The sequence below is a fragment of the Streptomyces odontomachi genome (genome assembly GCF_024435355.1).
Classification (GTDB): Bacteria; Actinomycetota; Actinomycetes; order Streptomycetales; family Streptomycetaceae; genus Streptomyces; species Streptomyces odontomachi.
This window is the reverse complement of record NZ_JAMJWG010000020.1, coordinates 87,207-110,186: the sequence shown is the minus strand read 5'-3', so window position 1 is coordinate 110,186 and position 22,980 is coordinate 87,207. Positions and strand designations below refer to the sequence as shown.

Annotated in this window: 20 protein-coding genes; 14 read left to right on the top strand and 6 right to left on the bottom strand. The window is 70.1% G+C overall.

Annotated elements, in window-relative coordinates:
* Positions 1-103: 103 nt before the first annotated feature.
* The 7 genes from NQO67_RS32850 to fni all read left to right on the top strand — a co-directional run bounded on the left by NQO67_RS32850 (position 104) and on the right by fni (position 8,155).
* Positions 104-679 carry a cupin domain-containing protein gene (locus tag NQO67_RS32850; RefSeq protein WP_255954010.1) on the top strand — a complete coding sequence of 192 codons (576 nt, stop codon included), beginning with the start codon at positions 104-106 and terminating at the stop codon, positions 677-679.
* Positions 680-684: 5 nt separating this feature from the next.
* Positions 685-1,842, top strand: coding sequence for a DegT/DnrJ/EryC1/StrS family aminotransferase (locus tag NQO67_RS32845; RefSeq protein WP_255954009.1), 1,158 nt, complete (start codon positions 685-687; stop codon positions 1,840-1,842).
* Positions 1,839-2,834, top strand: coding sequence for a class I SAM-dependent methyltransferase (locus tag NQO67_RS32840; RefSeq protein WP_255954008.1), 996 nt, complete (start codon positions 1,839-1,841; stop codon positions 2,832-2,834). Before NQO67_RS32845 ends, NQO67_RS32840 begins: the two co-directional genes overlap by 4 nt.
* Positions 2,835-2,968: 134 nt before the next feature.
* Positions 2,969-4,552 (top strand): class I adenylate-forming enzyme family protein, encoded by a 1,584-nt coding sequence (locus NQO67_RS32835; RefSeq protein ID WP_255954007.1) that lies wholly within the window; start codon positions 2,969-2,971, stop codon positions 4,550-4,552.
* A 151-nt stretch (positions 4,553-4,703) separates the two neighbouring features.
* Positions 4,704-5,597 carry an aromatic prenyltransferase gene (locus NQO67_RS32830; RefSeq protein ID WP_255954006.1) on the top strand — a complete coding sequence of 298 codons (894 nt, stop codon included), beginning with the start codon at positions 4,704-4,706 and terminating at the stop codon, positions 5,595-5,597.
* Positions 5,598-5,718: 121 nt separating this feature from the next.
* On the top strand, positions 5,719-7,023 hold the full coding sequence (locus tag NQO67_RS32825) for a cytochrome P450 (RefSeq protein ID WP_255954005.1): 1,305 nt from the start codon (positions 5,719-5,721) through the stop codon (positions 7,021-7,023).
* A 79-nt stretch (positions 7,024-7,102) separates the two neighbouring features.
* Complete coding sequence (fni, locus tag NQO67_RS32820) at positions 7,103-8,155, top strand: type 2 isopentenyl-diphosphate Delta-isomerase (RefSeq protein ID WP_255954004.1); 1,053 nt, start codon at positions 7,103-7,105, stop codon at positions 8,153-8,155.
* A 92-nt stretch (positions 8,156-8,247) separates the two neighbouring features.
* Here the strand turns inward: fni and NQO67_RS32815 are convergent, their stop codons facing one another.
* The gene (locus NQO67_RS32815; protein ID WP_255954003.1) at positions 8,248-8,430 is read right to left on the bottom strand and encodes a MerR family transcriptional regulator; all 183 of its coding nucleotides are present in this window, start codon (positions 8,428-8,430) and stop codon (positions 8,248-8,250) included.
* Positions 8,427-9,056 carry a hypothetical protein gene (locus tag NQO67_RS32810; protein WP_255954002.1) on the bottom strand — a complete coding sequence of 210 codons (630 nt, stop codon included), beginning with the start codon at positions 9,054-9,056 and terminating at the stop codon, positions 8,427-8,429. Before NQO67_RS32810 ends, NQO67_RS32815 begins: the two co-directional genes overlap by 4 nt.
* Before the next feature lie 431 nt (positions 9,057-9,487).
* Between NQO67_RS32810 and NQO67_RS32805 the strand changes: the two genes are divergently transcribed.
* Positions 9,488-10,579 carry a polyprenyl synthetase family protein gene (locus NQO67_RS32805; RefSeq protein ID WP_255954001.1) on the top strand — a complete coding sequence of 364 codons (1,092 nt, stop codon included), beginning with the start codon at positions 9,488-9,490 and terminating at the stop codon, positions 10,577-10,579.
* Between the two features lie 33 nt (positions 10,580-10,612).
* Positions 10,613-11,686, top strand: a complete 1,074-nt coding sequence (locus tag NQO67_RS32800; RefSeq protein ID WP_255954000.1) for a methyltransferase — start codon at positions 10,613-10,615, stop codon at positions 11,684-11,686.
* A gap of 42 nt (positions 11,687-11,728) precedes the next feature.
* Here the strand turns inward: NQO67_RS32800 and NQO67_RS32795 are convergent, their stop codons facing one another.
* From NQO67_RS32795 to sigJ, 3 genes are all read right to left on the bottom strand, one after another.
* Positions 11,729-12,550 carry an AfsR/SARP family transcriptional regulator gene (locus NQO67_RS32795; protein WP_255953999.1) on the bottom strand — a complete coding sequence of 274 codons (822 nt, stop codon included), beginning with the start codon at positions 12,548-12,550 and terminating at the stop codon, positions 11,729-11,731.
* 373 nt (positions 12,551-12,923) lie between these two features.
* Positions 12,924-14,693 (bottom strand): ATP-binding protein, encoded by a 1,770-nt coding sequence (locus NQO67_RS32790; protein ID WP_255953998.1) that lies wholly within the window; start codon positions 14,691-14,693, stop codon positions 12,924-12,926.
* A gap of 715 nt (positions 14,694-15,408) precedes the next feature.
* On the bottom strand, positions 15,409-16,344 hold the full coding sequence (gene sigJ, locus NQO67_RS32785) for an RNA polymerase sigma factor SigJ (protein ID WP_255953997.1): 936 nt from the start codon (positions 16,342-16,344) through the stop codon (positions 15,409-15,411).
* 153 nt (positions 16,345-16,497) lie between these two features.
* On the opposite strand from sigJ, the gene wrbA reads away from it, so the two are divergent.
* From wrbA to NQO67_RS32765, 4 genes are all read left to right on the top strand, one after another.
* Positions 16,498-17,109: an NAD(P)H:quinone oxidoreductase gene (gene wrbA / locus NQO67_RS32780; RefSeq protein ID WP_255953996.1), complete on the top strand. Its 612-nt coding sequence runs from the start codon at positions 16,498-16,500 to the stop codon at positions 17,107-17,109.
* A gap of 100 nt (positions 17,110-17,209) precedes the next feature.
* On the top strand, positions 17,210-18,499 hold the full coding sequence (gene pcaDC, locus NQO67_RS32775; protein ID WP_255954084.1) for a bifunctional 3-oxoadipate enol-lactonase/4-carboxymuconolactone decarboxylase PcaDC: 1,290 nt from the start codon (positions 17,210-17,212) through the stop codon (positions 18,497-18,499).
* A 115-nt stretch (positions 18,500-18,614) separates the two neighbouring features.
* Positions 18,615-19,250, top strand: coding sequence for an MBL fold metallo-hydrolase (locus NQO67_RS32770; protein ID WP_255953995.1), 636 nt, complete (start codon positions 18,615-18,617; stop codon positions 19,248-19,250).
* 42 nt (positions 19,251-19,292) lie between these two features.
* Positions 19,293-20,072 (top strand): exodeoxyribonuclease III, encoded by a 780-nt coding sequence (locus tag NQO67_RS32765; RefSeq protein ID WP_255953994.1) that lies wholly within the window; start codon positions 19,293-19,295, stop codon positions 20,070-20,072.
* A 176-nt stretch (positions 20,073-20,248) separates the two neighbouring features.
* Here the strand turns inward: NQO67_RS32765 and NQO67_RS32760 are convergent, their stop codons facing one another.
* Positions 20,249-22,057, bottom strand: a complete 1,809-nt coding sequence (locus NQO67_RS32760) for an SGNH/GDSL hydrolase family protein (RefSeq protein WP_255953993.1) — start codon at positions 22,055-22,057, stop codon at positions 20,249-20,251.
* A gap of 425 nt (positions 22,058-22,482) precedes the next feature.
* Between NQO67_RS32760 and NQO67_RS32755 the strand changes: the two genes are divergently transcribed.
* A complete protein-coding gene (locus tag NQO67_RS32755) occupies positions 22,483-22,923 on the top strand; it encodes a DUF6278 family protein (protein ID WP_255953992.1) in 441 nt (146 codons plus the stop codon).
* Positions 22,924-22,980: the final 57 nt, after the last annotated feature.

Below are 22,980 nucleotides of genomic sequence, written 5' to 3'. Positions count from 1 at the left end.
GCATCCCTGCACCTCCCACACCCCGCACCCCTGCACCCCTGCACTCGTGCACTCGTGCGGGCATGCCCGCATGCCCGCATGCGCCGACAAAGAGAGCGGAGCAATGACTGACCTCATCATTCCGGCTGGTGCCGGGCGAAAGCTGGTCACCCCGGCACAGGAGGTGACCTTCAAGGCCACCAAGGAGATGGGATCCGCCATATCGATCTTCGAGGTGATCGTTCCGCCCGGATTCGACGTCGGGGCGCACGTCCACAGCCACTCCCAGGAGTTCTTCTACGTCCTCCAGGGCGAGCTGGACCTGCTCTGCTTCGAGCCGACCGAGCGCACCGCGGACACCTGGCACCACTGGGAGTCCCCCAAGGGCGACCGGGTCGTCCGCGCCGGTGAAGGCAGCTGCATGTTCGTGCCCTCCGGCACCCCGCACGCGTTCCGGAACGCCACGGACAAGCCCGTGAAGATGCTCTTCCAGAGCTATCCGTCGCCCGACCACGAGGACTACTTCGAGGAGATCGCCGAGATCTGGTCGCGCGGTACGAGCGTGGACCCGGCGGCGGTGGAGGCGATGCGGCAGCGGTACGACGTCGGTCAGATCACCCCGCTGCGCTTCGAACCGCCGCCGTCGACCACCGGGGCAGGCAGCCAGGAAACGAACGTGCAGCCGGGCGGCGAGAGGTGACCGCGATGGAACCGATACCCCTGGTCCACGCGAGCCTCGGGGAGCGGGAGCTCGCCGCCGTCGCCGAGGTGTTCGCCTCCGGCTGGCCGGCCGGCCAGGGCCCCGAGGGCAAGGCACTGGAGGCCCAGCTGGCCGGGAGGTACGGCGTCGGCGACGCCGTCGCGGTGAGCAACTGCGGTGCCGCGCTGCACCTGGCCATGCTCGCGCTCGGCGTCGAGCCGGGCGACGAGGTGATCGTCGCCGACTACGGCTTCCCGGCACCCGCGCAGGCCGTGCGGTACGTCGACGCGGTCCCGGTCTTCGCCGATGTGCGACCCGACATCTACACCGTCGACCCGCAGGCGGTGGCGGACCTGATCACCCCGCGCACCGTCGGGGTGATCGCCGTGGACACGGTCGGCATGCCCGCCGACTACACGGAACTCCAGCAGATCGCCGACCGCCACGGCCTGTTCCTCGTCGAGGACGCCGCCTGCGCCGTCGGCGCGACCTACCAGGGCCGGCAGGCCGGTGCGCTCGCCGAGGTGGGCTGCCTGTCCTTCCACGGCCGCAAGGGCGCCTCCAGCGGTGAGGGAGGTGCGGTGCTCGCCCGCGACCCGAAGATCGGCAAGGACGTGCGGCTGCGCTCCTCCTTCGGCATCGGCAGCATCTTCGACATGGGGAACGTCGTCGGCCTGCCCATCCCGACGTTCACCGAGATCGGCTACAACTTCAAGCTGTCCGACATCGCCGCCGCGATCCTCCGGGTGCAGCTGGGCCGGATCGACGAACTGCTGGAGCGCCGCACCACCGTCGCCACGCAGTACACCGACCGACTCGCCGGCGAGGAACTGCTGACGCTGCCGAGCGTTCCGGAGGACCGCACCCACGCCTGGCAGACCTACATGGTGACGCTGGACCCGAGCGTGGACCGTGCGGCCGTCGCCGCCGAGCTGCGCGGCCAGGGCATCGGCTGCGGGCACGGCACGTTCGCCGCCCATGTGCAGCCGGTGTTCGAGACCAAGCAGGAGTGCCCCGTCTCGGCAGACCTCTTCCAACGCCAGCTCGCCATCCCCATGCACGCGGAACTCACGCCGGACCAGGTCGAACGGGTGGTGAACGCGCTGCGCAGCGCCGTGCGGACGCACTCGTCGGCCACCCGGGCCATCGGAGGGGCAGCATGACGAACGACAGGCCGTCACCGGACCGCGTGATGCGGCTGATCAACGGCTACTGGGCCACCGGCGTGCTCGCCGCGGCGTCCACCCACGCGCTCTTCACCCACCTCGAGAACGGGGCGGGCACGGCCGCGGAACTGGCCGACCGCGCCGGCATCTCCGAGCGCGGCGCGCAGACCCTCCTCGACGGCCTGATCAGCGTGGGCCTGATCGAGCTGCACGAGGGCCGGTACCGCAACACCCCCGAGGCGGCCACCTACCTGGTCGAGGACACGCCCGTCTCGCTGACCCGCTTCGCGAAGCTCAAGCTCAAGCACATGGGTGCGCTGACCGACCTGGCCGAGGTGGTCCGCGTCGGCGGTCCGGTGTCGAACCCGGTGGTCGAGGTGGCCAACAACCCGCACTGGGAGGAGATCGTCAAGGCCATCGCCGCGCAGTCGGTGCCCGCCGCGGGCATCGCCGCCGAGGTGCTCGGCCTTGCCGACGCCGGCGCGCTGTCGATCCTCGACGTCGGTGGCGGTTCGGGCATCTACTCGGGCGTCTGGCTGGCGGCCAACCCGGCCGCCCGCTCGACCCAGCTCGACTGGGAGCCGATCAACGCCATCGCCCGCCGGCTGCTGGACGAGCGCGGCGTGGGCGACCGGTTCACCACCGTCGACGGTGACTTCCACACCACCGACTTCGGTACCGCGGCGCACGACGTCGCGGTCTACTCCCACATCGCCCACCAGGAGGGGCCGGAGGACAACGTGGAGGTCTTCACCAGGCTCCGGCAGGCCCTCAAGCCCGGCGGCGCTCTGGTGGTCTGCGACTACATCGTCGACGACGACCGCAGCGGTCCGGCCTTCCCGCTGGTCTTCGCCGCGGAAATGCTGCTCAAGAGCAAGCGGGGCAGCACATGGCGGCGGGCCGACTACCGCGACTGGCTGGTCAAGGCCGGCTTCGAGGACATCTCGTTCCACTCCGCGCCGCCCGCCACCCTGGTCATCGCCCGGTAGCCGGTAGCCGGTGGCCCCCCAGAACCGCGCCCTGGGGGCCGACCCCCTCCCTTCGCACCGCAGGTGTCCCTCGTACCCGCATCGAGCCGGCCACCACCCGATCGCCCATCGCACACCGAAAAGGAGACAGCTCGATGAAGGGCTCCGTGGCCTATCGATCGATACAGAAGCGCGGTCTTCACATCGGCCTGCTGCCGGCCATGGCCGCGGCCGTCAACGCGACGACGCCGATCACCCTCGACCACGATCTGGACGTGCTCCCCGAGGCGGGCAGGCACCTGACGGTGGCCCGGCTCGCCGAACTCGTCGACGACCTGGCGGCCCGCCTGTGGGCCACCGGGGTGCGGCCCGACCAGCACGTCGTGCTCCACAAGAGGGCCAACGCCGATGTGTGGGTGCTGGCCTGCGCCGCATCCCGGATCGGCGCGGTGCCCGTACTGCTCTCGCCCAGCCTGGACGCGGTGACGGTCGGTGCCCTGCTCGAGCGGGTCGGCAGGCCGAACCTGCTCACCGACGAGCCCAAGCTGGACGCGCTGGCCGAGCTGCCGCTACCGGAACTGACCCGGCAGGTGATCACCGTCTCCGGTGAGCGGCCGGGGACCGTGTCGCTGGCTGCGCTCGCCGGGGCGCCGCGGGTCAAGCCCGTGGAGCGGCCCATCGACGAGGCGGCCGTGATCACCCACACCTCAGGGACCACCGGAGTGCCCAAGCTGGTCGTGCACACGCCTCGCACCCAGGGCCTCAGGCTCAAGCCGCAGTGGCGGCTGCTCTCGCTGATGCGCAGGCGGGAGACGGTCGCGATCCACATCCCCTTCGTGCACTCCCGGAACGTCGCCGCGATGGCCCTGGCGCTCCTCAAGGAGATGCCGGTCCTGCTCATGAACGAGTCGGACCCCGACACGGTCGCCGGGCTGTTCGCCGAGCACCCGCCCGGGCTCATCGAGGCGCTGCCCAACTCGCTGATGGCGTGGGAGGGCCTGGCCGAGGACCCCCGCAAGCCGTTCGCCTCGGTGAAGTACTTCAGCAGCACCTTCGACGCGATCCACCCCGCGACCATGAGCCGGCTGCTCGCCTCGTCCGAGCGGCGGGGCGCCCTGTTCTTCCAGATCTACGGGCAGAGCGAGGTCGGGCCCGCCGTCGGCCGTGCCTACTTCCGCCGCTCCGCCCACAAGGCCAACGGGCGCTGCGTCGGCTGGCAGATGCCGGTGGGCTCGGCGAAGGTCCGCACCGTCACCCGCGACGGCAGGCGGGCGACGGAGCAGAACCCCGGCCGCATCCAGGTCTCCTGGCCCGCCCTGGCCAAGACGTACTTCGGCGAGCAGGAGCGGTACGACGGCAACCGGGACGGCGACTGGTGGTACACCGGCGACATCGGCTACTTCACCAGGTTCGGCTGCCTGCACATGCTGGACCGTGAGGTCGACCGGATCCCCGGGGTCCGCAGCTCCCTCGAGATCGAGGACCTGGTCCTCGCCAAGCTGCCCGAGCTGAGCGAGCTGGTCGTGGTCCAGGGCCCCGACGCCGAGGCCGTTCCGGTGCTCTGCACCCATGGTGACCAGCCGTTGAACAGGGACCGCTGGCGCGCCGCCGTCGTGGACTTCCCCCAGCTGGCCGCCCCGGTTCAGATCCCCGAGGCCGAACTGCCGCGTACCGGCACCCTCAAGGTCCAGCGCCTGGCGCTGGCCGACCGGCTCAAGGAATTCAAGGACCGGGCGTGACCCGCGCCCCACTGGATTTCCGTGATCCCGGTCGTCACCTCAGCAAGTCCACGGCGTTCCCGGACCACCACCACCACGGCGCCGCTGGAACAGAGATCGACTCTTTGATTGACTCTTTGGAGTAATGATGTCGGGTACCGTCGATGTCGATGTGGCAAGTGTCTACTCAGCCATCGAGAAGTCAGCCGGCCTGCTGAACGTGACGGCGTCGCGTGACGTCGTCTGGCCCATTCTGACCGCGTTCGAAAACGAGCTGTCCCAGGCCGTGATCGCCTTCAGGGTGGCCACCAACGCACAGCACGAAGGGGATTTCGACGCTCGCTTCACCCTCCCCAAGGAGATCGACCCGTACGCCGTCGCCGTGTCGAAGGGCCTGACCGAGAAGACCGACCATCCCGTCGGCAACCTGCTCACGGACATCCAGCAGCTCTGCCCCATCGACAGCTACGGCATCGACTTCGGGGTCACTTCCGGGTTCAAGAAGATCTGGGTGTACTTTCCGGCGGGAGAGCACGAGACCCTGGAGCGGCTCAGCAGTCTGGCGTCGATGCCGCGGAGCCTGGCCGAGAACATGGACTTCTTCACCCGCTACGGCCTGGCCGAGAAGGTGGACGTGCTCGGTATCGACTACCGCAGCCGGACGATGAACGCCTACCTGAGGGCCCCCGTCGAATGCTATGAGCGAGACGGCGTCCTGGCGATGCACCGGGACCTCGGGCTGCCGGACCCGAGCGAGCAGATGTTCGGCTTCTGCGAGAACTCCTTCGGGCTCTACACCACCCACAACTGGGAATCCAAGGAGATCCAGCGGATCTCCTACGGGGTGAAGACGCAGGATCCGATGGCGTACTTCGCCCGGTTGGGAACCAAGATCGAGCACTTCGTCAAGAGCGTTCCGTACGGTGTCGACGACCCCAAGATGGTGTACGCAGCCGTGACCTCCGAAGGCGAGGAGTACTACAAACTCCAGTCCTACTACCGCTGGCGCCCCGTCAGCCGGCTGAACGTCGCTTACATCGCCGCCCGCGACACGGAGTCCGCGTAACGGCGGAAAGCAGTTCACGCACCTTCAGGGAATCCCGCGTCCTGCGGGATTCCCGCTTTGCGCTGTTCGCGTACGACGCGCCCAGAACTGTGTACGAGAGGTGAGCGTAGTGGGGGGTCGGATGAACTCGGAAACCTCATGCTCGGACGATCCGGGTGAACGTGAAGTGCCGGCGTTCCAATTCAGTCGCATGGAGAACATGCTCCGCGGGCGCCGACTTCGGCGCCTGACGGTGGATGGCGTCGACGCCGTGTTCGTCAGGGACCCGGCGCTGGTTCGCTCGATACTGGTGAGCGAGAGCAAGAACTTCGGGAAGGGTGAACTCTTCCGGAAGGCCAGGAATCTCAGCAGGGTGGGAATGCTCTCGGAGGACGAGAACAGCCACCGGCACTACCGCCGCCTGGCGAATCCCTATCTGCGGTCGGCGAAGGTCGACACCTATGTTCCCGCCATGCGTGACATCGTCCGTCGCATCGTGTCCTCGTGGCGTGCCGGAGACGCCGTGGACATCCAGTCCGAGATGTGCCGGATCGCCTGCGCGATCGTGGTGGGCACCCTCATCGACGGGCTGCCGCCGGCGACGACGGAAGCGCTGAGCGAGCGGTTGTCCCGGCTGGCCTGGGAAATGATCAAGAAACCGCTCTACGGGAAGTCGGCAGCCCGAGCGGCGCGGCCCCAGGCGGCGAAGGGACTGTCCCGGGCGCGCAAGGAATTCCGGGAACTGCTCGCGGAGTGCATCGCCGATCTCCAGGCATCTCCCGGAACGGAGGGCGGCTACCTTTCGACGCTCCTGGCGGACTCCGATGAAAAGGGAAACCGAGTCCTGACGGCGGAGCAGGTGTGCGAGGAGGCGGTCATGATGCTGACCGCCGCCACGGTCACCACGGCTTCCGTCATGTCATGGGCGCTGCACGTGCTCTCTCGAGATCCCCTGGTCGAGGAGCGACTCCTCAAGGACGCGGTACAGCGGAGAAGCGGAAGTCCCGGCCACGACCAGGGTGTTTCCAGCTACACCATGCGGTTCCTGATGGAGGTGCTGCGGCTCTACCCGCCGGTGTGGATTTCGTGCCGAAAAACACTTGCGGACATCAGGCTCGGCGACTGCGCGCTTCCCGCGGGAACCAATGTAGTATTCAGCTCGTACCTGCTGCACCGGGACCCCGAACACTACGCACATCCGCATCGGTTCAATCCCGACCGATGGCTTTCCATCCACCTCAGCAAGGTCGATGCCTCCTACATTCCCTTCGGCATCGGATCGAAGGGGTGCATAGGAGAGATGTTCGCCTGGAAGCAACTCGAAGTCATCCTCGACGAGGTGACGCAGGAATGGAAGCTGTATCCGGAGCCCCATTCCCATGTCCGCACGGCTCCGGAGACCACGCTCCATCCGCGTCGTCTCCTCATGGTGCCCCAGCCGCGGTGAGCCTGCGCGCCCCGGCTACCGGTGTGCCGCGAGCCCGTGGTGTCCGTGCCGATCCGTCCCGCCGCGGAAGGGAACAGGAATGATCGCTCAACGCAAGGACGACCACGTCCGACTTGCCGTCGAGCAACAGCAGCAGCACAGCGGACGCAACCAGTTCGACGACGTGTCCTTCGTGCACCACGCCCTCGCGGGCATCGACCGGCCGGACGTCTCACTCGCCACCACCTTCGCCGGCGTCGCCTGGCAGGTGCCGCTGTACATCAACGCGATGACCGGGGGCAGCGAGCGGACCGGCATCATCAACCGGGACCTGGGCATCGCCGCTCGCGAGACCGGCGTGCCCCTCGCTTCCGGGTCCATGAGCGCCTACTTCAAGGACCCGGACTGCGCGGACTCGTTCCGCGTGCTGCGCAAGGAGAACCCGGACGGGTTCGTCATCGCCAACGTCAACGCGACGACCTCCGTCGACAGGGTGCAGCGTGCCCTCGACCTGATCCAGGCCGACGCCCTCCAGATCCACGTCAACAGCGTCCAGGAAACCGTGATGCCGGAGGGCGACCGGTCGTTCTCGTCCTGGGCGCCGCAGATCGAGAAGATCGTGGCCGGCGTCGACGTCCCCGTGATCGTCAAGGAGGTCGGCTTCGGGCTGAGCCGGGAGACCGTCCGGCTGCTGGAGAGCCTCGGCGTGCACGTCGCCGACCTCGGCGGCCGGGGCGGCACCGACTTCGCACGCATCGAGAACGGCCGGCGCGAACTCGCCGACTACGCCTACCTCACCGGCTGGGGACAGTCCACCGTCGCCTGCCTGCTGGACGCGCACGACGCCGCCCTGCCCGTCCTCGCCTCCGGAGGCGTGCGCAACCCGCTCGACGTGGCACGTGCGCTGGCGCTCGGCGCGTCTGGTGTCGGCGTCTCCGGCACCTTCCTGCGCACGCTGCTCGACGACGGTGTGGCGGCGTTGGTCGCCCGGATCACGACATGGCTGGATCAACTGGCCGCACTCATGACGGTGCTCGGCGCGCCCACCCCGGCCGACCTGACGCGCTGCGACCTGCTGATCCACGGCGAACTCCGCGACTTCTGCGTCGACCGGGGAATCGACACCAGGCCGTTCGCCCGCCGTTCCCGCTAGCCGGACGTCCGCTCCGTGCGGCCGCCCCCGCACCCGCGGGTCTGTCGCGACCCGGGCGAGCGCTGAGGCGGCCACGGCACGCGAGCCGTCGCCTAACGATGTCGTTCCCTGACGATCTGCATGATTTCGGCTATGTCGAACTCGGCCCGGCCGGGTGTCCCGTAGCGGGTGATCTTCCCGCGACTCACCCACTTGCGGATCGTCGCGTCCGACACGCCCGCGGCGAGCGCGGCCACATGGGTGGGCAGCAGTTGGTGGCGCGGCGGTCTCCTCATGCGTGGACCGCCTTCTCCTGCCGTTCCATGAGCAGGCGCAGGGTAATCCACTCATGTATGTGCCACGTGTGTCCCGAGGAACACCGGATGCCTCTGCCCGCCGCGTTCCCGGCATGCTGCGACGGCATGGTGATCTTCCCGGGGCAGTCCGTCACCACACAATCCCGGGTGGCCGCGTTAAAATCGCCCGGTTCCGAGTCGACGGTGTGCAGCAGTTCCCTCCGGAGACCGTCAACTTCGTCCGCGAAATCAGCCGCCGGTGGCTGCCGGGTGAGCCACTCCAGGTTGTGCAGCAGGAAATGTGCCAATTGCGGAACCGAACCCGTGGGAGCCATTAAGCGGCGCTCGTCGGCCACGAACGCGGCCCATGACTCGAGAATGGCGAGGATCCGGTGCCGGGAATCGAGCGCCGCCATGTTCAGGCGATCCCTGCTCCGGCTCCCGGACACCCGCGTCTGGTGTGTTTGCCTGGATATGGGTAAGACCTGGTGCAGGCTCTCCTGGTAGAGGCCGGGGAGCGCACGCAGATCGCCTTCCAGTTGCCGCACACGCGAGTCGCAAAGAGTGGATTCGGTCGCCTCGCCGGGTTCTTGAACAGGGCTTTGGGCGCAGCTGTGCAACCCCATTTGAGCTCCTTTCTGAGGTGGCTTTCACGGTGACCACAGCGAACCGTGCGGACCGCCGCATCGCGAATGCGCAGTCGTCGTCGCTTCGATGGCCCCTGGGTAAAGACGAAGAGGGCGCGCTACGGAATGTGGATACGGCTCGGTGAGCAACTGCCCTTGCCCGGCGGAGAGTACGAGTAACACATCTTCCCTACCTCCGGTAACGCTTGTTCGATTCCGCTCCGGGCGCACAGGGAGGTTTCCACGGGATTGATCAGCATGTCAACGTTCCACATTCGCAATCGATCGTCGCTAAAGCGGAACTCCAGATTCGCTCCATGCGGACGTCAGCACCGACGGCGGGCGCGTATCCGGTCGAGCCGCGCCGGCCCGGTGACCACACCGCGGCGCTCGCGCGCACGTGCCCCCGACGGAACCCCGAGGAGATACCCGTGACCCCGGAAGCGACCACCGACGCCGGCCGGGAGGCCACCGATCTCGCCCGCCGCACCAGCGCCGGCCTGCTGCACCGCGTCGAGGACAGGCTGCGCTCCCTCCTCGCGGCCGAACGCGCGGGGTGGGCCGGAGTGCACGAGCGGGCGGTCGTCCCCGTCGACGCGCTCCGCGAGCTGATCGCGTCGGGCGGCAAGCGCATCCGGCCCGCCTTCTGCATCACCGGCTATCTCGCCGCCGGCGGTGACCCCGAGGACCCCGGGATCGTGGCAGCCGGCGCCGCCCTGGAGATGCTGCACGTGTCCGCCCTCGTCCACGACGACGTCCTGGACGACTCCGACCAGCGGCGCGGACGGCCGACCGTCCACACCCGGCACGCCCGGCTGCACGCCGACGAGGGATGGCAGGGCGAGTCACGCCGGTACGGCGAGGGCGTGGCGATCCTCGTCGGCGACCTCGCGCTCGTCTACTCGGGGGAGTTGATGGCCGAGGCACCGAGGACGGTGGCCCCGGAGTGGCACAGGCTGCGCTCCGAAGTGATGGTCGGCCAGTACCTGGACGTCCACGCCGCGGCCGAGTTCTCGGTCGACCCCCGGGGCTCCCGGCTGGTCGACCTGCAAGGCTCCCGGCTGATCGCCAGGATCAAGTCCGGCCGGTACACCATCCACCGTCCGCTCGTCGTGGGCGCGCTCGCCGCGGGCCGCCACGACCTGGCCCCCGCCTTCGAGGAGTACGGAGAGGCGGTGGGCGAGGCGTTCCAGCTCCGTGACGACCTGCTGGACGCCTTCGGTGACCCGGCCGACACCGGCAAGCCCACCGGCCTCGACTTCACCCAGCACAAGATGACGCTGCTGCTGGGCTGGGCGATGCAGCGCGACGAGCACATCCACACCCTGATCACGGAGCCGGGCCACACCCCCGACGAGGTACGCCGCCGCCTTCTGGACATGGCAGTTCCCGCCGATGTCGAGAAGCACATCGCCGACCTCGTCGAGCGGGGCTGCAAGGCCATCGCCGACGCACCCGTCGACCAGGTGTGGCGCGGCGAGCTGGCGGACCTGGCCGTGCGCGTCGCCTACCGCAACGCCTGAGCCCACCCGACCCGTCGAATCGAAGGGATACCTGTGTCCAACCCCGAAGCCGTACTGGCCCGGATACGCGAGTACATGGTGGGACCCACCCGGTTCATGAACCTCCACGCCTGCTTCGAACTCGGCATCGTCGAGGCGCTGCGCAAGGAATCCGGCCTGACCGCCGCCGAACTCGGCGCCGCCGTCGGGGCGAAGCCCGACGCCGTGGAGCAGCTGCTGCACCTGCTGGTGAAGGAGGGCTTCGTCGCCCGGGACGAGACCTCCGGCGGCTACACCCTCGACGCGCTCGCCGACGTCTGCGAGCCGGACCTCCAGCGTGTCCTGACCTTCATGAGCATGATCAAGACAGGCATGCTGCGGCAGCTGTACTACCTCGCCGACAGCGTGTCGACCGGCAGCGTCGTCGGTCTGAAGCAGCTCTACGGCTTCGACGGCACGATGTTCGAGGCGGCCGCCGAGGTCGCCGAGGTGCGTGCCGCATGGGGACCGCTGGCCCAGAACGAGACCGCCGCCGTCTACCCCTGGTTCTTCCGCAGCTTCGACGTTCCCGACGGGGCACGCGTGCTGGACGTGCAGGGCGGCAACGGGCTCGGGGCGATCATGACCTGCCAGCTGAAGGGCTCGCCCGGGCTGCGCGTGACCACCTTCGACCGGCCCGCCCTGGAGGCCGAGTGCCTGCGGAACTTCGCGGCGCAGGGCGTGGCGGAGCAGTGCTCGTTCGTGGGCGGTGACGTCCTTGCGTCCCTCCCGGGGGGCTTCGACGTGCTGCTGCTCAAGCACTTCGTGGACATGTACGACAAGGACGAGGTCCTCACCATCTTCAGGAACGCCCACCAGGCACTGGACCCCGGCGGGCAGATCGTCGTCCTCGCGCCCGTGTACCCCGAGGATATCAGGGACACCGACGACCTCCAGGTCGACTTCTTCCCGTCCTACATCCTCGGCTGCGTGATGGGACGCGGCGGCTTGCAGACGGTGTCCACCTACCGGAGCTGGCTGGAGGAGTGCGGGTTCGAGGTCACCGGGGTGACCGCCAAGGATCCCGCCGACATCCCGCCGGACGCCATCATCAACCGCGTCGTCATCTGCGCGACGAAGCGGGGCTGAGGCGCCCGGCGCAACCGAAGGAGCCGGGCCCTGCGGAAGGACTCAGGCGGCGAAGAGGTCGAACGTCGAGGTGCGCCGACCCCCGGCGGCGACGTCCAGTTGGGGGTCGCCGGTCAGCATCGCCTGGTGGAGGCGCTGCACCTGCGGAGAGGGTTCGACGCCCAGCTCCTCGACCAGCCGGATGCGCAGCGTCCGGTAGACCTCCAGGGCCGACGCCTGCCGTCCCGCTCGGTAGAGCGCGACCATGGCCTGGGTGTGGAGGACTTCGTGCTTGGGGTGGCGGGCCGTCAGCTCCGTCAGCTCCGGCAGGAGTTCGGTGTGCCGGCCCAGGCGCAGATCGGCGTCGATCCGCTGCCCGACGGTGCACAGGCGACTCTCCTCCAGGCGCATGACCTCTATCCTGAGGACGGGCCCGACCCGCAGGTCGACCAGTGCCGATCCCTGCCACAGGGCGAGCGCCTGCTGGAAGCGGTCGGCCGCGACGACGTCGTCGCCGGTCTCGAAGGCCGACCGGCCCTCCGCGACCAGGCGCTCGTACGTGTGCACGTCGACGCTTTCGGCGGTCGTCTCCAGCACGTAGCCGCCGGGCCGCGTGGCCAGCACCTCCTTGGCCGTGCCGGGCCCGTCGGAACCCATCGCGCTGCCGAGGCGCCGGCGCAACTGGAGGATGTAGGTCTGGAGGGTGGCGAGAGCGCTCGGGGACGGCGTGGCTCCCCACAGTTCCTCGATGAGCGTGGCGACCGGGACCACCCGTCCCGGAGAGAGCGCGAGCAGGGCCAGAACCTGCCGCGGTTTGCCGGCCGTCGGAACGATCGATCTCCCGTTGACCTCGGCGGACAAGGGGCCCAAAACCTGGATCTTCACGTTTCCCCCGTATCTTCGTCGAGTCCCTCTCGGCGTTGATGACGTTGCCGCGCGGTCACCTTCCGCCATGGCCTTGCGCGGCCGTCCCCGGCCCGGTGGGTGGCGACGTGCGCGCCGCTGCGCTGGCCGCGGCGGGGGACGTACGTCGGGTGGGAAGCAGGCCTGGGCCTGGGAAGTGGTCACTCAGCCCCCTGTGTCCCACGCCGACGCCTGTCCGGCTCGGCCCGGGAGCGTTCCGATGCTGCGTAGGCCCACCAGTGTGGTCCATGGGACTTGAGGGGGACCGTTCGCCGGCTTGGGGCCGGCTTGGCGACTGCTCGACAGCTGCCCGGTGGTTGATCGGTGGTTGCTTGGCAGGGCCGTCGGGGCGGCCTCAGCGGCGGCGTCGAGGGTGCAGCTGCGGCCCGCGGCGGAGGCTGCGGACGGCGACTCGACGGCGGTCGGGCCGGGTCGTGCCGGGCGCCGCCTCGTCCGGTGGTGCCGGCACCGACGCCGGGCGGGTGCGGCTCGGGCGCCCTTCGCCGTCCCGCGCCCTGATCAGTTCGCGCAGGTGGAACGGATTGCCCCCGGTGCGGTGCCGGAGATCCTCGGCCGTTGCCCGGCTCACCTCGCGGCGGAGCATCGCGCTCGCCAGGGCCCGGGTCTCCGCGGTGTTCAGGCCACCCAGCTCCAACCGCGTCACTTCCGCGCGTGCCAGTGCGGCCGGCGTCCGGGCGGGGGCCGACGCCTCGTCGGAACGGTGGGACACGGCCACCAGCAGGCGACTCGTCTGCACGGACGCGGCCAGCCGGGCCACCAACTGAAGGGAGCTCCGGTCCGCCTGGTGCAGGTGATCGAGCACGATCACCAGCGGTGTGGCCTGGGAGACCTCGATGAGGTAGTGGACGATCTCCTCGCACAGCCGCGAGGTGACGGCGTCCGCGTGCGCGGCGTACGGCGGCTGGCAGGCTTGCCCGCTCACCTTGTCGACCCCGTTGAGCAGCTCGGCCACGGAGCCCGGAAGGGGGCGCCGCGTGCCCAGGGTGCCCGCCATCCCCAGCACCTGCCGCCAGGGCCACAACGGCGGGGTGGCTACATGCCGGGGGCAGGCACCCCACAGCACCGGCACGCTCGCCGCCAGCTCGGCGAACCGGCGCAGCAGGCTGGTCTTGCCGATGCCCGGGTCACCGGAGACCGTCACCACCCGCCCCCGGCCGGCCGCCGCCCCACCCGACATCGCGGCCAGTTGGCGCAGTGCCGCCTCGCGGCCCACGAAGATCTCCTCGTCCGCGGTCGCCCTGGTCCGCGCCGGTGCGGGCACCCGGACCTGCGGCGCGGCCACGGGCCTGCCCGCAGTCGGCATGGCCGGGGCAGCCGGGACGGCCGGCGCGGGGCGCCAGTCCAGCGCCGGAGCATGGCTCAGGATCTCCCGCTCGAGCTGTTGGAGCGCCGGTCTGGGGTCGATGCCCAGTTCCTCGCCCAACCGTCTCTGGTTGGTTCGCAGCACCGCCAGGGCGTCGGCCTGCCGCCCGGCCCGGTACAGCGCCAGGCTCAGGAGCTCGCAGCCGTACTCGCGCAGCGGATGGGCCTGCATGAAGGCCTCCAACTCGGCGACCGCCACCTCGTGGGCCCCCACGGCCAGCAGCGCGGCGCACCGCCCCTCGACGGCCGACAGCCGTAACGCTTCCAGCCGCGCCACCTCCGCCGCCACATGGACCGCATGGGACACCTCCGGGTAGGCCTCGCCCCGCCACAACCCCAGGGCGGCTTCGAACTCGCCCAGGGCCTCATGCGGGTCACCCCGGTGCCACGCCTGCCACCCCGCCTTGGCGCGTCGCTCGAACTCGTGGACGTCCACCGCCACGACGCGGTCGTCCAGCAGATAGCCGCGGTCGCTGGTGCGCAGCACCTTCGCCGGTGTCCGTGGCGCCCGGCCCGGTTCCAGCACCCTGCGGAGATTGGCCACGTAGGCCTGGAGCGAGGCCGTCGTCGACGGGGGCGGAGACCCCGCCCACAGGGCCTCCAGCAGCACGTCCACCGGTGCCGGCTGTCCGACTCGACTGACCAGTAACGCCAGCAACCTGCGCTGCTTGGGTGCCCCCAACTCCACCGGCCGGCCGGCGACCCATGCCTCCAACGGGCCAAGTGCCCGGAATTCCACCATGGGGGGCGCGGCACTCGGCATTTTCGGTGGCCCGGCTTCGGGCCAGGATGTTAATTCACGCGAGGTGCCGAATACCGGCGCACCGGATTGCACGTCAGTCATATCGTTCATTCTTCCAAGTCGGCAGCCGGGAAGGTAAATCGATGGGCGAGCTAACCATGGTGATGTGATTACGCGGAATGCGGAAAACAGTGAATACTGGCGAGTGAAATACACGGTGCGACGGAATGGCGGCACCGGCCACGGGATCCGCGAAGTGCCGGGTGGGCTGGGCATGGACGAGCGGGCGGCACCTGCTCCTCACGTCGTCCTGGGGGGTTGCCTGCCGGCGCCGGAGGCATGTCTCCGGTACCGCGGGCGAGAGGAAAACGGGCGGCGCGGCGAGGTCCGTGCGGCTGAATAAAATGCGGACGACCGCCACGCTTCACGAATATCCCCCCGGAGTGCGAGGGCAACCGCGCATCCCCGTCGGCCCCTTCGCTCGCTTGATCGTGTAAGTATGTTTATCGGGTAGATCGCTGTCAAGCGGTGCTTCGGTGCCGTCGGCTTACACCCGATTCCTGAACAGGTGATGTCGAAGAGGTGTCAATGGGCGGTCGGCGTAGGGGGTGTAGGGGGTGCACGGCAATCGGCTTGCGGCAATCGGTTCGCGGCAACGGGTTGCGCGCATTCGATCGTCGGTCGACTCCGCCCGGCACGGTTGCTCGGACGCGGGTCAGCCCGACCTCCAGGGCCGGAGCTTGTCGGGGTTGAGCACCGCCCAGATCCGGGTGATCCGATCGCCCTCGACGTCGAACGCCAGCACGGACACGGGGGCGCCGTCCAGGTGGGCGACCAGGCCGGGCTGACCGTTGACCGTGCTCTCCAGGAGCGTGATGTCCGGCACCGCGTCCATCCGACCCGCGAAGAAGTGCGCGACCTGCTCGGCGCCTTCGATCGGATGCAGCGCCGCGGGCACCAGTCCGCCACCGTCGCCGGTCGCCACGGCGTCCGGGGCCAGCAGGCCGATCAGGGCGTCGATGTCCTTGGCCCGCCACGCCCGTTTGAAGGCGCGGACGGTGTCCACGCGCCGGGTCGCCGGGGTCGCGGCGGACTGTGACTGCCGTATGCGCCTGCGGGCCGACGAGGCCAGCTGCCGGCATGCCGTCGGCGTCCGCCCGACGATCGTGGCCACTTCGGCGAAGGAGTAGCGGAAGACGTCGTGCAGGATGAGCGCGACGCGCTCGGCCGGGGTCATCACGTCGAGCACGACGAGGAAGGCCATGTCGATCGACTCGTCGAGGGTGATCTGGTCGGCCGGGTCGCCCGTGGTGTCGCCGCCCCACCGTCCGCTGACCCACTCCGTACCCAGGGGCAGTGGCTCCGGGACCCATTCCCCCACGTAGCGCTCCCGCCTGGCCCGCGCGGAGCCGAGCAGATCGAGGCAGATGCGGCTGGCGACCGTCGTCAACCAGCCGCCGGGGGACTCGATGTCCTCCCGCTGCCGCGGAGCCAGGGCGTACCAGCGGGTGTAGGTCTCCTGGACGACGTCCTCGGCTTCGGTCAGCGAGCCGAGCAGCCGGTACGTGAGACCGATCAGCCGGTGCCGCTCGCTCATGATCGCGCTCAGGCCGGGATCGGGCTGGTGCTCGGACCCGGATGGGTTGGTCATGGTGGTGCCGACTCCCTTGGTCGCTCTGCCCCGCTCAGTTCGACAAGACACCTCGGCGAACGCTGCGTTGGGCGCGCCGCCTCACATTCCGCAGGGCTGCGTCGTCGTAACGGGTGAAGGGAACACTATCCCGATGATGAAAGAATGGAACTGATGTCCGAATCTGTGAATGTCTCGATCATTTACTACAGCGCCACGGGCACCGTGCACGCCCTGGCACAGGCGGCCGTCGAGGGCGCGGAGAAGGCCGGTGCGCAGGTACGCCTGCGCAAGGTGGCGGAGACGGTCCCGGCGGAGGTGATCAACACCAGGCAGGAATGGGTCCAGCACATCCAGGACACCGCCGACGTCCCCCAGGCGAGCATCGACGACGTGGAGTGGGCCGACGTGGTGCTGCTCGGCACCCCCACCCGTTTCGGCAACCCGGCCAGCCAGCTGCGGGCATTCATCGAGACCACCGGACCCCTGTGGTTCCAGGGCAAGCTCGCGGGCAAGGTGTACTCGGCCTTCACCGCCTCCAGCACCCCCCACGGCGGCCAGGAGTCCACCCTCCTGACACTGGCGAACACCTTCTACCACTGGGGCGGCATCATCGTGCCGCCCGGCTACACCGACCCCGTCAAGTCCCAGCAGGGCAACCCCTACGGCGCCTCCCACGTGGCCACCGAAGGCGCGCCCGGCGAGGCGTCCCTGGGGGCGGCCCGCCACCAGGCCAGCCGTGCCGTCGAGATCGCGACCGCACTCAAGGCGGGCCGCGCCGCCTGACCCGGCGCGGACCCGGGGAGTTCGCCGCCGCCGGCCGCCACCGGCTGCCGACGGCGGCGGCCGCACAGCGGATTCGGTTACCGTGACAGGCGTGAGTGAAGTGAGCGTGGCGAAGACCCCGGCCCTCCAGTACCGCCTCGACGGCCCGGAGGACGCCCCGGTGCTCGTACTCGGCCCGTCGCTGGGCACCACCTGGCACATGTGGGACCGGCAGGTGCCCGAGTTGACGAAGCAGTGGCGGGTGTTCCGGTTCGACCTGCCCGGGCACGGCGGCGCCCCGGCCCACCCGGCGAACTCCGTCGCCTCCCTGGCCGACCGGCTACTGGACACCCTCAACGAACTGGGCGTCGCACGCTTCGGCTACGCCGGGTGCGCCCTGGGCGGCGCGGTCGGCGCCGAACTCGCGCTGCGCCACCCCGAACGGATCGCGTCGCTGGCGCTGGTCGGCTGCTCGCCACGGTTCGGCACGGCCGACGAGTTCCGGCAGCGCGGCGTCGTGGTGCGCAGCCACGGGCTCGACCCGATCGCGCGCGCCGCGCCCGAGCGCTGGTTCACGCCCGGCTTCGCCACGGCACAGCCCGCCATCACCGAGTGGGCCGTACAGATGGTGCGCACCACCGACCCGGGCTGCTACATCGCCGCCTGCGAGGCGCTCGCCAGCTTCGACATCCGCCCGCAGCTCGCCCAGATCGGCGTGCCCACGCTGGTGCTGGTCGGCTCCGACGACGCGGTGACCGGACCCGCCGAGGCACGCACCCTGGTCGCCGGCATACCGGACGCACGGCTCGCCCTGGTGCCGGGCGCCTCCCACCTGGCGCCCGTCGAACAGCCGGCCGCCGTCAGCGATCTGCTGGTACGGCACTTCTCCACCGCATGGCAGGTGCCGGACCCGACCACCACCGGCCAGTTCGTCCTGCCGGCGCCGGCCGAGTCGGTGATCATGCCGCCGCAGGTGGCCCCGCTAGCCGAGATCGCGCCGAGCGCACCGCAGCCCGAGTGCGCCAGCCGCCTCGACACCCACCAGGCCGGCCTGAAGGCACGCCGCGAAGTGCTGGGCGACGCACACGTCGACCGCGAACTGGCGGCGACGGACGACTTCTCCGCCGACTTCCAGGACCTCCTCACCCGATACGCCTGGGGCGAGGTGTGGAACAGGCCCGGACTCGACCGCCGCACCCGCAGCTGTGTCGCGCTCGCCGCACTGGTGGCCGGCGGACACCTCGACGACGTCGCCGCACACACCCGTGCCGCCCTGCGCACCGGGCTCACCCCGCAGGAGATCGGCGAGGTGCTGCTCCAGACCGCCGTCTACTGCGGGGCCCCGGCCGCCGGCCGGGCCTTCAAAGTGGCACAGGAGGTCATCCGGGAGGAGACCACACCCCAGGAGTGACACCTTTCGGGGCATCTCGCCGTGGTACGGAGCAGGCGCATTCCGCCGCGACACGTTGCAGGCATCTCGCACCCGGCGCCATGGCCCCGCAGGGGCACGTAGCAGGATGGGGACCATGAAGCTCATCAAGAAACTGCATGCCTGCATCCGCCTGGAGAAGGACGGCAGGACGCTGGTGGTCGACCCGGGCGGCCTCAGCGAAGAGGACGCAGCGGTCGGCGCGGACGCGATCCTCGTGACGCACGAGCACTTCGACCACTTCAACGAGGAACGGCTGCGGGCCGCCCTCGACGCCGACCCGGCCACCGAGATCTGGACCCTGAAGTCCGTCGCCGACCAGCTCTCCGCCGCCTTCCCCGGCCGGGTGCACACCGTCGGCCACGGAGACACCTTCAGCGCGGCCGGCTTCGACGTCCAGGTACACGGCGAGTTGCACGCCGTGATCCACCCGGACATTCCGCGGATCACCAACGTCGGCTACCTGATCGACGGCTCGGTCTTCCACCCCGGCGACGCGTTCACCGTGCCGAACACCCCCGTCGAGACGTTGCTGCTGCCCGTGCACGCCCCCTGGAACAAGAGTGCCGAGGTCATCGACTACGTGCGCGAGGTACGCCCGCAGCGTGCGATCGACGTGCACGACGCCCTGCTCGCCGACCTGGCGCGTCCGGTGTACGACGCCCAGATCGAGTCGCTGGGCGGCGGCGCCGAGCACCTCCGGCTCGCCTCGGGCGGCAGCACCGAACTGTGACGGCGGACGGCGCTGTCACACCCGGCCGGTAGGTTGGCAGACATGCGCATCGCCACCTGGAACGTGAACTCGATCACCGCCCGCCTCCCGAGGCTGCTGGCCTGGCTGGAGAGCAGCGGCACGGACGTGCTCTGCCTCCAGGAGGCCAAGACCACCGCCGAGCAGTTCCCCACCGCCGAGTTGCGCGAGCTGGGCTACGAGACGGCGGTGCACGCCACCGGCAGGTGGAACGGCGTCGCGGTGATCTCACGCACCGGCCTCGAAGACGTGGTCCGCGGCCTGCCCGGCGACCCCGGGTACGACGGCGTCGAGGAGCCCCGCGCGATCTCCGCGACCTGCGGCCCGGTCCGCGTCTGGTCGGTGTACGTGCCCAACGGCCGAGAGGTCGAGCACCCCCACTACGTCTACAAGCTCCAGTGGCTCGAAGCCCTGCGCGCCGCGATCGCGGGCGACGCCACCGGCAGCCGCCCCTTCGCCGTCCTGGGCGACTACAACATCGCCCCGACCGACGACGACGTCTACGACACAGCCGTCTTCGAAGGCTCCACCCACGTCACCCCCGCCGAGCGCGCCGCCCTCACCACGCTCCGCGAAGCCGGTCTGACCGACGTGGTGCCCCGCCCCCTGAAGTACGACCACCCGTACACGTACTGGGACTACCGCCAGCTCTGCTTCCCGAAGAACCGCGGCATGCGCATCGACCTGGTATACGGCAACGAGCCCTTCGCCAAGGCCGTCTCCGACGCCTACGTGGACCGGGAGGAACGCAAGGGCAAGGGGGCGTCGGACCACGCACCGGTCGTGGTGGATATCTCCCTTTAGGGCTCGGTTCGGCACCCTTTTTCGTGGCTCGATTCGCCTCCGGGCGCTTCAGCTGGTGTCCAGGGCCCGCCCGTGCTCGACCCTCCTTCGTCGGGCGCTCCGCGCGGGCGGGCCCTGGACACCAGCGCGCCCTTCGGCTCACTCGCCAGGGGGCACCGGGTCAACAGGGCACCGGGTCACCGGGTCAGCAGGTGGAGGTCCACCGAGTTCGCCAGTGCCGCGTAGCCGGTGTCGCCGGGGTGCAGGTGGTCACCGCTGTCGTAGGCGGGGGACAGGCGTGCCGGGTGGTCCGGGTCGCGTAGCACCCGGTCGAAGTCGAGCACGGCGTCGAAGGCGTCACCGGTGCGGATCCAGGTGTTGACCGCGGTGCGCTGGGTGTCGGCCGCCGCGGTGCACAGCGTCTCGCCCTCGCAGGGGGCGATCGTCGCCGCCACCACCCGCAGTCCCAGGGCATGGGAGCGATCCGCGATCTCGTGCAGCCCGGCGACCAGATCCTCGGCGGTGCCGCCCCAGCGCACATCGTTCACGCCCTGGAAGACCAGGACGGTGCGGGCCGAGGTCGCCGCGAGCACATCGCGGTCCAGGCGGTGCACCGAACTCACACCACCCACGTCGGTCGAGACCCCGTCGCCCGGGTAGCGGTCGGTGACCACCTTGTTGGCCGAGATACCGGCGTTGAGCACGCCGAAACGGGGCACCGCATGCTGCTGGAGCAGCCGGGCGGCAAGCAGATCGGGCCAGCGGTGGTTGGCGCCCACCGTCGACTTCTCGCCGTCGGTGATGGAGTCGCCCAGCACCACCACCGAGCCGGGTCCGCCGCTCACATCCACCCCGGCCAGCAGCGGCCACGTGGTGATCGTGCCCCCGTACGCGTCGGGGGAGATGTCGCGGGTGTGGTCCCCGGGCCCGCTGACGTAGGACTGCTGGACGGCCAGGCTGTGCAGCGGCGCGGCGGTGACGGTGTCCGGCAGGTGAAAGCTCACCAGCAGATCCGTCTGCTCCGGCACGTCGAAGCGGAGCGGATCGCTGTACGCCTGTGCGCCCGCCGGAATGCTCGTGCTCGGCTCACCGCCGAACCGCAGCGGCACCGGGGCGCTGCGCGGGGTGGCGCCCTCCGCCCGCAACGCGACCGTGGCGGCACCGATGCGTACCGGGGCCGAAGCGAAGGTGTTGGCGAACCGGATCCGTACCTGCGGCCCACCCGCCGTGGTGTGCACCACCAGGCGCAGCGTCTGGTCGGCGAACGGCCCGACGACGGGCTGCCCCGAAGTGACAGCCTCCCAACTGCCCGTCCAGCCGTCCGTCCCCTGCCGCACGGAGACGGCGAAGACATGCAGGTCAGGACCCTCGTCCCGAGGCAGCACGACCGAGGCCACAGTGCGCCGACGGTCGACCGGCACCGTCACCGGGTACACCTTCGCGGGAGTGGCGACCGTGCCCGAAGCGGTGTGGATGTGCGGGAGCGCCACCGCCTTCGTGGCGAGCGGACCGGTGCGCCAGTCGGGTGCGGTGAGCGTGAAGGTGTCGCGAGAGCCGTCCTGGTAGCGGACCTCGGCGCGCCCGCCCGCCGTGCCCGCACCGTCCGCCGCTCCTCCGGTGCCGGCCACCAGGAACGCGAGGGCGTCACCCCGGCCGGCCACCCGGACCCGCTGGCCGTCGGCGACCACGTTGTCCGGGGCACCCGGGGCGCGTCGCGGCCAGGTGAGGGAGGCCCGCTCCAGGGTGAGGCGGCGGCCCGGGGTCCAGCCGGCCGCGGTCAGGTCCTCGGCGGGCAACGAGTTCCCGGCACCGTCGAAGTCCGCCGCATCCGGCCGCCCGGGGTCACTGATCGCCCGATTGTCGAAGAGCCGCTCCAAGGGCACCGGCCGCGACCCGTGCGCAGGACCCGTCGAGGAGGCCGGCGCGGCGGCCTGGGCGGCTGCCGTGGGCAGGGCGACGGCGAGCAGCGCCAGCACCGCGGCCGAACCCCACAGACGACGGCGCATGGTCCCTCCTTGGTCGCACGACACGAGCAGGCGCGCCGTGCGGCCCGGAATCCGATCGCGACCCGGGGCCGCGTGAGCGGACCGAAGAGGAGGCTACGGCTCCGCAGCCGCCTCGGGAACACCGTCGGACACACCTCTTGCCTCCCGTAACAGACAGGAATCACACCGGTATCGGACAAGAGTGACTTCCGTGTCGAACAGAAGTGATCAGAATTAATACAAGATCAGATCAAGTGGGAAGAGTCGGGGTAACGGGGACGGTCACCCCAAGTCACGGGCGCGAGCGGCAGGCTGACGTGACGTCGGGAACCGGTGGCGGCAGGGGCCCCGGCCGCGCCCGCAGACCGCATCCCCTGCACCCTCAGGTGCGAGGTGTCCGCGCGCCCCTGTGGTGCGGGTGCCGTTGGGATGCCACGCTGGGTGGTATGAACATCCCTTTCTTGGACAGGTGGCGCAGGAACCGGCCCACGGATGGGAGCAGAGGGCTCGCGGCCGCGTTCGCGCACGACCCCGATGGCGTCGGCGAGCTGTTCTCCGAGTGCGAGTTGCTGCGGTCGCAGGCCGCCGCCGCGGGCGTGGATCTCGATGACTCCGCGACCTCCCTCGCCGAGCTCGACCAGTTGCTGCCGCGCTGGCGGGACGATCCGGAGACGCTGCCCTGGCTCGGCAACGACGCGGGCCTCTACCTCGGCTCGGTGATCGTGCGCACCGTCCAGGGTGCCGCCTGGCACGTCGGGCCCGGCGGCCAGCCCGTGGTGCGGCTCGCCTCCGGCCGGGAGATCCACGTCGTGGAGGCGGGGCTCGACTGGGCGGTGAACGGGCATCCGGAGCTGTACCGGGTGTATGCGGAGGCGTCGGAGGCCTGAGTGGGTGAGGGGTCTGGGAGGTCTGAAGGGTCGCCTGGATCAGAGACATCTGAGATC